The sequence below is a fragment of the Erythrobacter sp. HA7-11 genome, from assembly GCF_055693605.1.
This window is the reverse complement of sequence record NZ_JBVFUF010000002.1, coordinates 316035-329907: the sequence shown is the minus strand read 5'-3', so window position 1 is coordinate 329907 and position 13873 is coordinate 316035. Positions and strand designations below refer to the sequence as shown.

Genomic DNA, 13873 nt, shown 5'->3' with positions numbered 1-13873 from the left:
CTCCGCACGAATTCAGGAAAAAATACAAAAATTTTTGCGTACCGCTGTAACCACACGGCTGAAGAGCGCGAACTGCATAATGTCAGCCCGAGCTTGTCCCCCCACTCGGGTCGCATCGTACGCGGTCACTGGTCCAAGACCCTGATGACCCCTCCCTGCCTGGATCGGTGGCCGCGTACCAAATTCTCCACACACCAAGACATGTGCATTCGCGTCAGAGCTGGGCGAGCAAATCGTCAATCAGTTGGCGCTGTTCGGCCCGTGCGTATTGACGGATAGCCGAGGCGATCCGGCGTGCTTCTGCTTTGCGACCATTACGCGCCAGCGCGACAGCGTAATGCCAGCGAATCTCCAGATCGGTCGGACGAGCCTGATGCGCGCTTTGGATCAAAGCCAAGGCTTCACCATTGGCACCGCCGCTTTTCAGCAGCACCCAGCCTAGAGTATCCTTCACTTGCGGATCATCCGGCACGAGCGCGATTGCTTGCCGCGCGAGCTTAAGCGCTTCGCCAGTGTTGCCCGAACCCAGCTCAGCCAGAGCGCCATTGTTGAGCACCAGCGCATTACCGGCAAAGCCCATTCCGCGCAGCTCGCGATAAATCCCTGCCGCTTTCTGCCAGTCCGATGCCGCCATTGCCCGATCAGCGGACTTCAACATTTCGTGCGCTTCGTCCGACGGGTCTCCCGTGACAAGACGCGCGGCAAAGGGGTCTTCCTTACCCAATTGCTGGGCCGTCTTCGATGCAACCGCGAGCAATTGCGGCGATGCGGCAGCGCGTTTTGCAGGGGTCTGCACTATGTCCCATGCCGCCTCCGGCTTGCCGGCTGCGAGATAGGCCTGCGCCAGAACTGTCGAGGCGTGAATGTGATTGGGGTTTTGCTTGATGAACGGAGACAGTCGCACGATCGCGCTCTGGTGATTGCCGCGCAGATGGTCGATTTCACCGCCGAGCAATTGGGCGATGGAGTTATCGCGCAGCGATTGCTCGCCCGATTGCATCAGGCGGTTGGCCTCTTCGATGTCGCCTTCGGCAAAGGCGAGCTTGGCCTTGAGCAGAATGCCATGCGGATGCCGGGGAGCGAGGCTCAACAAGCGTGCGAGGCTCTCTTCGGCAGCATCGATCTTATTCAGATCCGCCTGTGTAGCCGCGAGCGCGATCAGCGGCGTGGTCGCATCGGGGCGCACTTCGGTAGCGACTTTGAAATGCGCCTCTGCGCCCTCATAGTCCTCTTGCAACAGAGCGATGCGGCCAGCGAGCACGCGCACCGGGAGCGATGCCGGATCAAGCGACAATCCCTTCTCAGCACGCTCCGAGCCGCGGCTGATATTGCCGCGGCGCAGCGCCATCTCTCCGGCAAGCGCAATAAGCCGGACATCGTCCGGATGCGCTTTTTGAGCGGAAGCGATGCGATCGTATGCCTCTTGCTCCAGCCCCGATGCGAGCAAAGCGCCTGTCGCTACCCATTCGGCCAGCGGCGATTGCTCACCCGCGCGGTTGGCCGCTTCCAAGGCAGCCTTTGGCTTTCCCTGGATCAGCAGGGCATGACCAAGCAGCGCGCTCGCCTCTGTCTCTTGCGCAATTTCCGCCGGGAGCCTTTCGAGCGCGGCCTGCGCGCCAACCCCGTCACCCAGCTCGTTCAGTGTGCGCGCATATTCTAACCGCAGAGCTGCATCGTCAGGATTTTGCTTGAGAGCGTCGACAAGCTCCAGCCGCTTCGCGCGCAAATCCTGTGCGGCATATGCGGTCTGTTCACTTTCTGCGGAGAAAAAGCTCGAGCCGCACCCCGTTAGGAGCGCGGCTGAAGCGGTTGCAACTATGGCGATCTGCAATCTTTTCATGGTGCAAATGCTTAGCGAGAAACCGTTACCACACGGTATCTGCGCCTGACATTTCCCGCCGCGCGATTGCAGCGCGTATTAGCGCGCGATTGCCTGGGTCAAGCGACGGCGGTCGAAAACCAGGCCCAGCCCCAAGGCGAAGAGCACCAGCATGCCTGGAGCCGGAACGTCAATCGGACGCTCGGACAGATTGAAGTTTACGTCCCAGTGACGCAGCAAAGTGCCTGATGGATCAATAATGTTGAGCCATGCCGAAGCGCCGAAATCGGCGGTCTTGTCGTTGGCGCCGGTGCCCAGCTGGAACAAGGTGTTTCCAGCGAAGGGATCGCCGCTTTTCAGCGAGTAAATCTCACCATCAATGTCGATCGTGCCGGTCGCGCCGGTGAAGAAATCAATCCGAGACGGGTCGTAAGAAAGGCCGCCAGCCTTATAGCTGTTATGCGCGGGCAGCTCGTCAACCAATCCGGTCAGCGCCAGGTCGATTGTTGCCACTTCGCCAAGGTCGTTGATGGCGGTTGCGACAAAGCTACCCGTACCCGCAGAGCTATCGACCGAGAAGGTCGAGCCATCTTGCAACGAAAACTTACGTGAGCAGCCCGAATTGCGGGTGTTGGTCCACAGACCGTGCGAACAGCTCGAGCCGCTGTTGTAGTCGGTTGCGTCGTATTCGACGGTCGATGCCTGCGCCGGAGCAGCAGCAACCATCATGGATGCGCCAGCCACGGCAAGCATTGCGTTCTTAGTCATAAATTTCATCAATCTGACCCCCAGAAGAGTATGAACCGCCGCAAGGGTTTCGGGTTAATTCCGAACTCGCACCTGCGCTGTGGGGCTGTAGTCTTGATAAAAAGCCCAAATCGTCAAACGCGTTAGGCATATCGAAATTGCACCGTCCCAGATGGGGACAAATTGGCTAACAAGACTAACGCATGGGCGCGCTTCTAGCGCCGCTCGGCAAGCTCTCGCAGCTCGGTTTTGAGCAATTTGCCGATGTGGCTGCGCGGCATATCATCAATTGCGTGAAGCGCAGACAGGCGCTGCGTCTTGCCGAGCCGCGCATTCACCGCTGCGCCGATTTCTGCGGGGTCGCGCGCTGTTTCGCTCAACACGACAAAGCCGACCGGGGTCTCGCCCCATTGCTTGGACTCGATACCAACCACCGCCGCTTCGATGACGTCAGGCTCTTTCTCCAACTCTGCTTCGAGATCGCTGGGATAGATGTTGAAGCCGCCGGAAATGATCATGTCCTTCGCGCGGCTCGACCAGCTCGACAAAGCCTTCCGCATCGACCCGGTACGATATCTCCCATGCGCATCCAGACCTCGCCCGTTTCTGGATCCTGCCATTGCGCTTCGGCGGTCTTTCCCGGCTGGTTCTTGTAGCCCGCCATCATCGTATGCGAGCGCCCGATCAGGTTGCCCGGCTCGCCTGCCGGGACCGGCTTGTCATCGTCGTCGAGCACTTTCAGCTCGCTGCCCGGCGCGGGTCTGCCCACCGTATGCAGCTTGTCGGGGAACTCATGGCAAGCGAGCAGGCAGACAACTCCGCCCTCAGTCATTGAGTAGATCTCGATCAAGCCGCCCGGCATGCGGTTTAGCACTTCGCGCTTCAGCTCTGCTGAGAATGGCGCGGAGGTGCAATATTTGAGCGCGAGGCTGGAGAGGTCGAACTCGTCGAAACGATCGAAGTCCATCAGCCGCTGATATTGCACCGGCACCAGCATTGTGACGGTCGTCTGGTCGGCCTGCGCGTGCTCTAGCCACTTGGCGCAGTCGAACTTGCCCATCACGCGCACCGTTCCGCCCGCCAAGAGCGGAGCGAGGAAGGCAACCATCGTGGTGTTCGAATAGAGCGGCGTCGAGGCGAGCGAACGCACTGGCAGGCCCGCCTCAAAATAGGAGACCGCCGTCGATGCAAATTGTCGCCAGCGCATCTGGTGCGAATGCACAATGCCTTTCGGAATGCCCGTGGTCCCGCTCGAATAGATAATATTGAACGAGTCCTTGGGGTCAGGCTCGAAGGCAGGTGCAGACGCTCCCGGCGCAGCCATCCATTCGTCGATCTCTTCGAGCGCGATATGCTCAAGATCGGGCATGAAATCCGCGCCCAGTTCAGCCCTTTTGGCCGCGTCGATAAAGAGGTGCCGCGCACCCGAATCTGTCGCCATGCCCGCTAACTGCTCGGGCGAGGCGCTGGTCGTAAGCGGCGCGGCGACGCCGCCTGCGCGCACCGCAGCAAGGAAGGCGAGCGCGTAATTCGCATCCGAATATCCGAGGATCGCAACCGATTGCCCACGCTCCAGCCCGGTCTCGACCAAGCGCGCAGCCAGCCGCTCAACCCGGTCCATCATTTCTGCCCATGAGAGCGAGCCGCCATCGTCAATCAGAGCGGTCTTGTCGGGCTGAACCCGCGTCCATTGGTCCAGAACGTGACAAAACGAGCCATAGGGCTGGGAGAGGCTGGCGAGCATGGCTTGGTCTGTCATGCTTGAAGGGTTTACGAGCGCTGGACGGCACGGCAAGCCTATTTCCTGTTAAGACTTGGCTGACACAATGCGTCATGAAGCGAATTCAGGAGGGAAGCCGAAAATGCGAACTCACACCATAGCAGGCGCGGCTTTGGCCTTGGCTCTCGGAACAAACCAGAGCGCAGTCGCGGCACAGGATGAAGTGACCGAAACGGCGAAACCCATGCCCGGTCCTCCGTCGATCATTGCCATATTCGCGCATCCCGACGACGAAATAGTAGTCGCGCCGATCCTGTCGCGTGCGGCCCGCGACGGCGCGAATGTGACACTGGTGTTCGCCACCAGCGGCAATGCCGGTCCGGGTGTCAGCGGTTTGGAGCCGGGCGAAGAGCTCGCCGAATTGCGCGAGAGCGAGGCGCGCTGCTCTGCTTTCGCGCTCGGCCTGCCCGAACCGATGTTCTGGCGGTTCGACGATGGCAAGCTGTCCGACAAACCACGCGATCAGGCAAGCAATGCAAACAAGGCGCTCGGACGAGCCGTGGAGATTCTGACCGAAGAACGCCCGATGGTTGTCATGACCTGGGGGCCGGATGGCGGCTATGGCCACGGCGATCATCGCATGATCAGCAGCGTGGTCACGCAAGCCGTCCAGTCGATGGAAGGGAAAAGACCAGACCTGCTCTACAGCGCCATTCCCACCGGTTCGCGGCCCGATCTGGCGGAGTTCCAAGGCTGGGCGACTACCGCGCCAGAACTGGTCACCGACCGGCTGCAATATCAGCCGCAAGACCTCGCCAGAACGCAGCTCGCGGTGGATTGCTACGAAAGCCAGTTTTCACCCGAAGCACGCGCGGCCTTGCCGCAATTGTTGCATAGCCAAATGTGGCAGGGCTCGGTCTATTTCAGGCTGGCCTTTGCACCAACTCGCCAACCTTAAAGCCAAGCGGTGGAAAACATCTCTCTAAGCAAGGCAATTGCTTGGGGATCGCTGCGTTCGCGCCTATATAATCGGCATGGACGAGAACACCCCGGATAATCCCAAAACCACCCCTGAAACAGGCTCGAAGCCTGAAAAGCAGCAGGGCGAATATGGCGCCGATTCGATTAAGGTTCTGAAAGGCCTTGATGCGGTCCGCAAACGCCCCGGCATGTATATCGGTGATACCGATGATGGCAGCGGTCTGCATCACATGGTTTTCGAGGTTTCGGATAACGCGATTGACGAAGCGCTCGCGGGGCATTGCGACCTCGTCCTGATCGAGCTTAACCCCGATGGCTCCGTCTCGGTCGAAGACAATGGCCGCGGCATTCCGGTCGGCATGCACAAGGAAGAGGGCGTTTCAGCAGCGGAGGTCATCATGACCCAGCTGCATGCGGGTGGTAAGTTCGAAAACACCTCCGATGATAACGCCTATAAGGTCTCCGGCGGCCTGCACGGTGTGGGTGTTTCGGTGGTGAACGCTTTGTCCGACTGGCTCGAGCTCACGATCTGGCGCGATGGCAAAGAGCATTGGATGCGCTTTGAAAACGGCGATGCGGTGAACAGCCTCGAAGTCAAAGGCGATGCGCCCAAGACCGACAAGAATCCGGATGATAACGGCTTTAAAAAGGGGACGCGTGTCACCTTTCAGGCCTCGCACGAGACGTTCAAGAACGTCACAGTCTTCGATTTCGACAAGCTCGAGCACCGCTACCGCGAGCTTGCCTTCCTCAATTCGGGTGTGCGCATTCTGCTGCGCGACAATCGCGGCGAGGAAGTGCTCGAGCACGACTTGTTCTACGAAGGCGGGATTGCCGCTTTCGTCAACTATCTCGACCGCAACAAGGAAGCGCTGATCACCAACCCGATTTCGGTCTCAGCCGAAAAGGACGGGATCGGCATCGACGTCGCGCTCGAATGGAACGACAGCTACTACGAAAACGTCCTCACCTTCACCAACAACATTCCGCAGCGCGATGGCGGCACGCATTTGGCCGCATTCCGCGCCGCGCTGACCCGCACGCTCAACAATTATGCGAGCGCTAGCGGCCTGCTCAAGAAAGAGAAGGTCAGTCTGTCGGGTGAGGATATGCGCGAAGGGCTGACCGCGATTGTCAGCGTCAAGCTGCCCGACCCTAAGTTCTCCTCACAGACCAAAGACAAGCTGGTCAGCTCCGAAGTGCGCAAGCCGCTCGAAACGCTGATGGGTGAGAAGATGACGGAGTGGCTGGAGGAGAATCCGGCTGAAGCAAAGATCATCGTCCAGAAAATCATCGACGCAGCTGCTGCGCGTGAGGCCGCCAAGCGCGCCCGCGAGATGAGCCGCAAAGGTGCGATGTCGGTTGCCTCGCTGCCCGGCAAGCTCGCCGATTGTCAGGAACGCGACGCGACCAAAGCCGAGCTGTTCCTGGTCGAGGGTGATTCTGCTGGTGGTTCAGCAAAGCAGGGCCGCGACCGCAAAACGCAGGCGATCCTGCCGCTCAAAGGTAAGATCCTGAACGTCGAGCGTGCGCGGTTTGACCGGATCATTTCGTCCAAGGAAGTCGGCACGCTGATCCAGGCGATGGGGACCGGCATTCGCGACGAGTTTGACCTTGAAAAGCTGCGCTATCACAAGATCGTGATCATGACCGACGCTGATGTCGACGGGGCGCACATCCGCACGCTGCTGCTCACCTTCTTCCACAGGCAGATGCCGGAGATCGTGAAAGCTGGGCACCTCTTCATCGCACAGCCGCCGCTCTTCAAGGTGAGCAAAGGCCGCAGCGAAGTGTATCTGAAAGATCAGGCGGCGCTGGATCGCTATCTGGTCGATGCTGGTCTGTCGGGCCGCGTGCTCGAGACAGCCACCGGCGCACGCTCCGGCGAAGACCTGCACGCTCTGGTCGAACACGCTCTGCGCATCCGCAACCTGATCGGGTTCGTCCCGCGTAAATATGCGCCGCACATTATCGAGCAGATGGCGCTTTCCGGCGCGCTCGATCCGTCGCTCGACAGCGCCACGCGCGGGCAAGCGCTGGAACTCACCGCCAACCGGCTCGAAATGGCTGACGATGACGCAAAATGGTCCGCCGATTTGCGCGAAGACGGTTCGGTTATGTTTGCCCGCGTGTGGCGCGGTGTGACTGATGCGCACGAAATCGAAGCCAAGTTTCTTACCAGCGCCGAAGCGCGCAAGCTGCACAGCCTCGCTTCGGAACACGCCGAAGTTTACGCACAGGCAGCTCGGCTTGAGAAAACCTCCAGTGAAGCGGAGGAGCCAAGCGCTACGGAGGGCGATGAAGAAGTGGTGGTCGACGCAAGCGCGGAAGATGCCATCTTCCGCCCGACCGAACTGCTCGACAATGTGCTGGCTGTAGGCCGCAAGGGGCTTTCGATCAGCCGCTATAAGGGGCTGGGCGAAATGAACGCGGAGCAGCTATGGGAGACCACGCTTGATCCGGAGGCGCGCGTTCTTCTGCAAGTGAAGGTCGAAGACGCCGATGTCACCGACGAGATTTTCACACGGTTGATGGGCGATGTGGTCGAGCCACGCCGTGAATTCATTCAGGACAATGCATTAAATGTGGCGAACCTCGATGTTTAGCACATCGAGAGCCGCCGGGGCTCTCAACGTCGCAAACCTCGACCTCTGATCTTGTGCTTCAAAGCTCGCATAGGCGTCGTACCGCCCAATTGCGGATGCGTGATTGAGCAGCCGGTTACGTAAGTCGTAACGCGAGTCGAACCCCGAGTCGGGCTGGACGGAGAGCAATATTCAACTGATTCAGCCAAGAATTGCGAAAAGTTGCACCGAATGCATCATCCAGGGGCGTAAAGCGTGATTTGCGAGCTTTCCAAGTGAAATAATTCAGTGGGATCAGTCAACTAGGCGAGATTCTGCGCCGAACTGCAAGGCCCAATCTGTCGCAAATAATGCACATCATGGCCGCAACGCATGGACTGCCGAGTGCAGAAGGCGCAATTTTACAAGTCTTTTGTGGCCAAATGTAATATAACCCTGGTGGGAATTACGTATGTCCTACGAAAAAATTCTTCGTCACTTTGGCAGCTTGCCGAAAGTGCAAAATCAAACGGGCGCTAATCTTGAGTAGTTACAATTAACTAGGCGATTTTGTCTAGTTACTTTTGGGGTGGAACTCATGCAGCATCTGAATGAAGGTCTTATCGGCAGCCATAGTGCCGTTGAAATCGATACGCGAATAGCCAAAACCGGCTTCAAACCTCCTGAAGATGATCTGGACAATCTGAACAGCTTGCTTAGCGCTATTGCCGCGCTTGATGGCCGAATGCGCGCTATCGCAGGCCGTGATGGGACGTATCGCGCCGGTTCGTCGGGAATGGCCGATGTGTTCAAACTGGGTACGTGCTTATATCTCGACGACGGCATCATACGCGTGTCCCAGGCAGAATACACTGACGGGCTGCAGCAATTGCTGAATGTAAGAGGGGCGGAAGTGCGGACCCTGGCCTTGCCGTGCTGGAGGACCAATGGCCACCTATTGGTGCGCGCTACAACCAATTGCGACGAAACCGTCATCATGAGCTTGCAGCGCGCCACTGAGATGGTCGAGCCGGAGCTTGCCGACCTTCAGCAGGTCTTTCATCTGACCCGAACAGAGGCTTCGATCGTCTATGATCTGTTTTTAGGATGCACTCCGCAAAAGATCGCCCAGGTTCATCAGAATTCGATTCATACGATCTCGCGCGCATATCAGGCGCTGTTACGACAAGCTGGGGATCACATGCCGAGAGGAGCTGTGGCGCAAGCTAAATGCCTATCGAGTGGCATAATGGCGTGAATCGACAAGGGGTCTGTCGCATTAGTACAAATATCTAAGAAATATAATCATTCTTAGCTATTAAATCATGACTAACCATCCGTTGTGATTTCATTGTCCGCGAATCGGTTTATAAAAGTCTCATAACAACAAGTCGCACCGCCGAGATCGAATCACTTCGATTTCAGTTACTACTGCCCGAGACATACCGTTTCGGGGAGCGGGACAGTTTTGTCTCACTCAGGGAGGGATTTTGCGATGCAATTGTTGTCTCGTACAAACAATCTGTGCGCTCTACTTTCAAGCATCGCGATTTCCACTTTGGCAATTGCAGGCTTTGAACAGTCGGCCTTTGCGCAGGAAGCAGCCAGTGACACCGCAGCGCAATCGAGTTCTGATGTGCCCGCAGGCCATATCATCTACTCACGCACCGTTCCTTATGGCTCAGCCATCGGCCCCCGGATGCCGGGAGAAGCCCACACAGTAAATGCTGGCCCAACGGCGGTGATCATCGGCAGCTTGGCGACAGGTCTTAAGCCGATCAGCGACGATGAGAACGCCAGCATTGCCGCCGGCCCCAATCTTTATGTGGGCCGCATCGACGGCCAAATTTCGCAAGGACTTTCCGCGCTTTCGAGCATGGACGGCGCAGGCAATTCAGCCAGCAATGTCGCCGGAGTGCAGGCCTCCGCAACGGGAGGCGCGATCGGCAGCGCGACCGGCGCAATCGGATCAGCCATGGGCAGTCTTCGCGGCGCGCTCAGCGGCAACCTCACCGGCAGCACGGGAGGCGGACAATGAGCCCGCAGACCCTAACCCGGTGCAGCATTGCGATCTGCGGCCTCGCTCTTGTCTGGGCCAGCGGGCTGGCAGCGCAAGACGAAGCTCTTGAAGCTCCGATCGATGACGAAGTGGTGGTCACCGCCCAATCTGCCAATGGCAGCACCGGTCGCACCGCCGTCAATATCGCTGCGGGCAACAACAACCAGCAGGTCAACGCTGCGACTGTCGCAATCGGCGACCTCGCGATCGTAACGCAATCTGTACACCAGCGCCTGAACAGCGCCGACCAGACCGATCGCACCACCAGCATCACCATAGAGGACGGTGCCTTTGCCGGCACCACAGGCCTCACCAGCATCAACATCACCGCCGGATCGCACAACCAGATGGCAAATCTGGCTGCGCTGGCGGTGGGAAATAGCGGCGCCATGTCAGATCAGCTCCTCGAGCAATCGCGTGCGCCCATCAAACCGAAAGGGGGCAACTCGGATGAGTCCCTGCCCGCGAACGACGCGATCGCCATCGGCGACAATGCGTTCGGCGATGGCAGCGGCCTGATCCAGGTCAACCTGATCGGGGGTGAGGGCAATTCCTCATCCAACACCTTCGCTCTGTCTATCGCGAGTGAGGGATCACCTTGAAGCGACCCCTGTAACTAAAGGAGAAGTACAATGAGAAGTATACTTATGGCCTCAGCAGCCGGCTTGGCGATGCTCGCCACGCCAGCCCTAGCCGACAATGACCACGGCGGTGCCGATGGAGAAAGCTCGGTCGAAGTCGATCTGCGCTATGCAAACAACATCGACACCAGCGTCACCACAGACGTTACGTACAACAAGAATGTTGCACTCCGTGGTGGTGTTCGTCTGCGCGGCGTCATTACCGTCGACAGCTCAGCTGTTGCCGTGACCGATGCCAAGCAATTGCAGCAAGGCGTCCTCGTGAATTATCGTGAGGAAAACGAGCTCAATGGCGAAAACGGTTTCGTCGATAGCGTCTTCGGCCCCGGCTATAGCGAAGCTGGAGACGATCCGAACGATGATCTGACCGATGGCGTTCTACAGCCGCAGATCCGCGTTGGATTCTTTGCTCCGATCGTCAATACGATCGATGCGTTCGACGTCGAGGGCTCAGGCAATATCGGTGTGAACCTCGCTGCAGGTTACTTCAACGATCAGATGAATGCTGCGTCGATTGCTGTTTCCAGCAATTCTGACGAAGAAGCGTCTGGCGGTTGGGCCGAAGCGTCGACCACCTCGCTGCAATCGCAGCTGGCTGTCGCGCACTTCGCAACGCCTGGCATGATCCTTTCCGAGGATGATCCAGAATCGGGTGGTGCGATGAACAACTTCCGTGACCGCAACACTATTATGGGTGCGACCATTACAGGGTCGGGCAACATTGGGGTGAACGCGGCTGCCGGTAGCTTGAACCAGCAGGCAAACCTGATGACGCTTGCGGTTGCGAATGACGCAGACCTCGCTGAGGCGAATGCTGGACTGATCCAGGCAACGACGCTTTCGTTCGTTGAGCAGCAGGACAGCATCAACTCGGTCAGCGGTCTCTCGATTTCCGGTGCGTCCGGTAACATCGGGGTGAACCTGGCTTCTGGTGTCGGCAACCAACAGCTGAACTCGCTGACGATTGCTGCGTCGCAAGGCGGCGGCAATGGTGGCGGTGGCGGCGACGACCCCAGTTGATCCGCAGAACCGTCGGGGAGAGCGGACGTAGACCTTCCGTCCGCTCTCCTTTGCGGGGACCCGATCGATCAATCGACCGAAAGTTCACACACAATGAAACGCAATCCCTTCATAAAAACTCTGGCCGCGATGCCGCTTCTTGCCCTTGCAGGATGCATGACCGCGCCAGCAGGCGACGCGCAGATTTGGCTCGGCCAGACGGCAGACGGCGCCCGGATTGCAACGATCCCAGTCTCGAGCTGGAAGGATCGCAAATTTATCGGCCTCGTGCGGCAACGCACTGATTTCAGCTGCGGAGCCGCAGTGATGGCCACCATTTTCAACGAGGCATTCGGACGCAGCACGACCGAACAGCAAGTTCTCGTCAACATGCTGAAAATTGCCGACCCCGATATCGTTCGCGAAAAGGGATTTTCGCTGCTCGACATGAAGAATTATGCCTTGTCGATCGGGATGGAAGCGGAAGGCTTCCGGCTTGATTACGACAAGCTCACAGAGCTCGATATCCCCTCGATCGCACTGCTCGACATCAAGGGATACAAGCACTTCGTCGTCATTCGAAAAGCGTGGCCAGACCGCGTCGCTGTCGGCGATCCCGCTTTGGGAAATCGCACGATGAGCCGGTCTGAATTTGAAAAGGCCTGGAATGACGTCGCCTTTGTGGTCGCCGGCGAGGGATACGATCCAGCCAATGCGCTGATCAATCCGCCCTCACCGCTTTCAGCCCAGCGCCTGTTAGCGCTCCACGCAGTTTTACCAGCCGCCGAAACCGCAGAGTTCGGCAATCAGGCGGCTTTCAGTTTCTCATTCTGACGGAGATTTCAAATGCCTAGTTCAACCCCCATACGATCACGGCCCGGCCTGGTCCTGCTAGGCGCGGCGTGTTTCACAATCTCCAGCCCGGCAATCGCGCAAGATGCCGATCTTGGTCTCGACGCATTAGGCGCCCCGCTCCCTGATGGCGAGCTGGCCGATATGCGCGGCAAGTTTGTGCGCCAGGGCGACATTTCTTTCTTTGGGATTACCCTCGCCACCAGCTGGCAGGATGCGCAGGGCGTTACGACGAATGCGCGCCTCATCTTCAACGTCGATTTCCTCAATCTCGGCGGTGACGGCAACCCTGTCCCGACCTTGATGATCGGATGGGAGCGCGAAGGCGATCCGGCGATGGACACCTCTGACACCCATGCCGGTTACGTGCCCGTCCAGACATCTGGCAGTGTGCTGGCGGTTGGTGGGCTCGGTTCCCACCAAGGCGCAGCGCAAGCCAATGTCATCACCGGCGCAAACAATCTCGCGCGCAACAATATGCAAATTGCGATCGTCCCGGCCTCGGCGATCCCTCAGCAATCGGTTGCCGGCCTGCAATCCGCAGACGGTACCAGCGAGTTCGGTTTCGCCGATGGCGACCAGCTTCGTTTCGAAGTGGCCAACAATCGGATCGGCATTGTCATGTCGGGCGCAGAAGGACTGGACAGCTCGCTCCAGGCGCTTGGCGGCGATGCCGGTCAGATCCTGCAGCAAACAATGCTCAACACCGATGGCAATTCGATCTTCAACTCTGCGTCGATCGTCTTGGCAACCGACGTGTTCTCGCAGGCTGAGAAGGTCAGCCTCGATAACGCTTTGAGCGCGATGAAGGGCCACGGTTTCTAACCGGGCCACAATTCTGATCCGTACCGAAAGGCCCACTGGGGAGGATAGTATGAAGAAGTGGATAATCGCGGCACTCGCCGCATCAACAATCAGCTCGGGAGTCTCTGCCCAAGAGACTCAGGAGGATGCCTTCGCGGTAGAAGGCGCAGGCCGGGTGGACTGCGCCACATTTATGACCGCGCGGGCAGACAAATCGTCGCCCGAATATCAGCGCATTATCGGTTTTCTCGAAGGTTATCTCAGCGCTGCCAATCGGTATGAGCCGAACACGTTTGATCTGACGCCGTGGCACAACGCGACAGCTTTCGACATCATCCTGAACTCGCATTGCTCGGAACATCAGGAAGACACGTTGATCAGCGTGGTGATGCGGATGGTGAACGGCCTGAAGCCGTTTCGCGTCGCCCGCTTCTCGCCCATGGTGGAAGTCGGAGACGAGACGCATCGGACCTATGTTTACGAAGCGATCCTGAATCGGGCGCAAGCGGCCCTGAAGACACGCGGGCTTTATCAAGGCGATGAGACGGGAAGCTTCACGCCGGAAATGCGCGCCGCGCTGATGGAATTTCAGCGCCAGAGCTCTCTCGACGCGACCGGGATTCCCGACCCTGCGACCTTGTGGAAGCTTTTGAACCCTTAGGAAATGACTGGCGGCCTTGCGCACGA

13 protein-coding genes are annotated in these 13873 nt (G+C 58.5%); 9 read left to right on the top strand and 4 right to left on the bottom strand.

Annotated elements, in window-relative coordinates:
• Positions 1–214: 214 nt before the first annotated feature.
• From ACZ1GU_RS01800 to ACZ1GU_RS01785, 4 genes are all read right to left on the bottom strand, one after another.
• Complete coding sequence (locus tag ACZ1GU_RS01800; protein WP_472646424.1) at positions 215–1840, bottom strand: tetratricopeptide repeat protein; 1626 nt, start codon at positions 1838–1840, stop codon at positions 215–217.
• A gap of 78 nt (positions 1841–1918) precedes the next feature.
• Positions 1919–2587, bottom strand: coding sequence for a hypothetical protein (locus ACZ1GU_RS01795; RefSeq protein ID WP_472646423.1), 669 nt, complete (start codon positions 2585–2587; stop codon positions 1919–1921).
• A gap of 194 nt (positions 2588–2781) precedes the next feature.
• Positions 2782–3084 (bottom strand): AMP-binding enzyme, encoded by a 303-nt coding sequence (locus tag ACZ1GU_RS01790; RefSeq protein ID WP_472646422.1) that lies wholly within the window; start codon positions 3082–3084, stop codon positions 2782–2784.
• Positions 3081–4325, bottom strand: a complete 1245-nt coding sequence (locus ACZ1GU_RS01785) for a class I adenylate-forming enzyme family protein (RefSeq protein WP_472646421.1) — start codon at positions 4323–4325, stop codon at positions 3081–3083. The genes ACZ1GU_RS01790 and ACZ1GU_RS01785 overlap by 4 nt, the downstream gene beginning before the upstream one ends.
• Positions 4326–4428: 103 nt before the next feature.
• On the opposite strand from ACZ1GU_RS01785, the gene ACZ1GU_RS01780 reads away from it, so the two are divergent.
• The 9 genes from ACZ1GU_RS01780 to ACZ1GU_RS01740 all read left to right on the top strand — a co-directional run bounded on the left by ACZ1GU_RS01780 (position 4429) and on the right by ACZ1GU_RS01740 (position 13847).
• Positions 4429–5244, top strand: coding sequence for a PIG-L family deacetylase (locus ACZ1GU_RS01780; RefSeq protein WP_472646420.1), 816 nt, complete (start codon positions 4429–4431; stop codon positions 5242–5244).
• 76 nt (positions 5245–5320) lie between these two features.
• Positions 5321–7873, top strand: a complete 2553-nt coding sequence (gene gyrB / locus ACZ1GU_RS01775) for a DNA topoisomerase (ATP-hydrolyzing) subunit B (RefSeq protein ID WP_472646419.1) — start codon at positions 5321–5323, stop codon at positions 7871–7873.
• 547 nt (positions 7874–8420) lie between these two features.
• Positions 8421–9089: a hypothetical protein gene (locus tag ACZ1GU_RS01770; RefSeq protein ID WP_472646418.1), complete on the top strand. Its 669-nt coding sequence runs from the start codon at positions 8421–8423 to the stop codon at positions 9087–9089.
• Positions 9090–9326: 237 nt separating this feature from the next.
• Positions 9327–9869, top strand: coding sequence for a hypothetical protein (locus ACZ1GU_RS01765; RefSeq protein WP_472646417.1), 543 nt, complete (start codon positions 9327–9329; stop codon positions 9867–9869).
• Entirely contained in the window at positions 9866–10492 is a 627-nt protein-coding gene (locus ACZ1GU_RS01760; RefSeq protein WP_472646416.1) for a hypothetical protein, read from the top strand. Before ACZ1GU_RS01765 ends, ACZ1GU_RS01760 begins: the two co-directional genes overlap by 4 nt.
• Before the next feature lie 30 nt (positions 10493–10522).
• Positions 10523–11551 carry a hypothetical protein gene (locus tag ACZ1GU_RS01755; RefSeq protein WP_472646415.1) on the top strand — a complete coding sequence of 343 codons (1029 nt, stop codon included), beginning with the start codon at positions 10523–10525 and terminating at the stop codon, positions 11549–11551.
• A 93-nt stretch (positions 11552–11644) separates the two neighbouring features.
• Positions 11645–12364: a C39 family peptidase gene (locus ACZ1GU_RS01750; RefSeq protein ID WP_472646414.1), complete on the top strand. Its 720-nt coding sequence runs from the start codon at positions 11645–11647 to the stop codon at positions 12362–12364.
• Between the two features lie 12 nt (positions 12365–12376).
• Positions 12377–13207, top strand: coding sequence for a hypothetical protein (locus ACZ1GU_RS01745; RefSeq protein WP_472646413.1), 831 nt, complete (start codon positions 12377–12379; stop codon positions 13205–13207).
• Positions 13208–13256: 49 nt separating this feature from the next.
• Positions 13257–13847 (top strand): peptidoglycan-binding domain-containing protein, encoded by a 591-nt coding sequence (locus ACZ1GU_RS01740; RefSeq protein WP_472646412.1) that lies wholly within the window; start codon positions 13257–13259, stop codon positions 13845–13847.
• Positions 13848–13873: the final 26 nt, after the last annotated feature.

Excerpts from the sequence above, each read along its gene's own strand:
- ACZ1GU_RS01800 (WP_472646424.1), bottom strand. The coding sequence starts at position 1,840 with ATGAAAAGATTGCAGATCGCCATAGTTGCAACCGCTTCAGCCGCGCTC.
- ACZ1GU_RS01795 (WP_472646423.1), bottom strand. The coding sequence starts at position 2,587 with ATGACTAAGAACGCAATGCTTGCCGTGGCTGGCGCATCCATGATGGTT.
- ACZ1GU_RS01790 (WP_472646422.1), bottom strand. The coding sequence starts at position 3,084 with ATGATCATTTCCGGCGGCTTCAACATCTATCCCAGCGATCTCGAAGCA.
- ACZ1GU_RS01785 (WP_472646421.1), bottom strand. The coding sequence starts at position 4,325 with ATGACAGACCAAGCCATGCTCGCCAGCCTCTCCCAGCCCTATGGCTCG.
- ACZ1GU_RS01780 (WP_472646420.1), top strand. The coding sequence starts at position 4,429 with ATGCGAACTCACACCATAGCAGGCGCGGCTTTGGCCTTGGCTCTCGGA.
- gyrB (WP_472646419.1), top strand. The coding sequence starts at position 5,321 with ATGGACGAGAACACCCCGGATAATCCCAAAACCACCCCTGAAACAGGC.
- ACZ1GU_RS01765 (WP_472646417.1), top strand. The coding sequence starts at position 9,327 with ATGCAATTGTTGTCTCGTACAAACAATCTGTGCGCTCTACTTTCAAGC.
- ACZ1GU_RS01760 (WP_472646416.1), top strand. The coding sequence starts at position 9,866 with ATGAGCCCGCAGACCCTAACCCGGTGCAGCATTGCGATCTGCGGCCTC.
- ACZ1GU_RS01755 (WP_472646415.1), top strand. The coding sequence starts at position 10,523 with ATGAGAAGTATACTTATGGCCTCAGCAGCCGGCTTGGCGATGCTCGCC.
- ACZ1GU_RS01750 (WP_472646414.1), top strand. The coding sequence starts at position 11,645 with ATGAAACGCAATCCCTTCATAAAAACTCTGGCCGCGATGCCGCTTCTT.
- ACZ1GU_RS01745 (WP_472646413.1), top strand. The coding sequence starts at position 12,377 with ATGCCTAGTTCAACCCCCATACGATCACGGCCCGGCCTGGTCCTGCTA.
- ACZ1GU_RS01740 (WP_472646412.1), top strand. The coding sequence starts at position 13,257 with ATGAAGAAGTGGATAATCGCGGCACTCGCCGCATCAACAATCAGCTCG.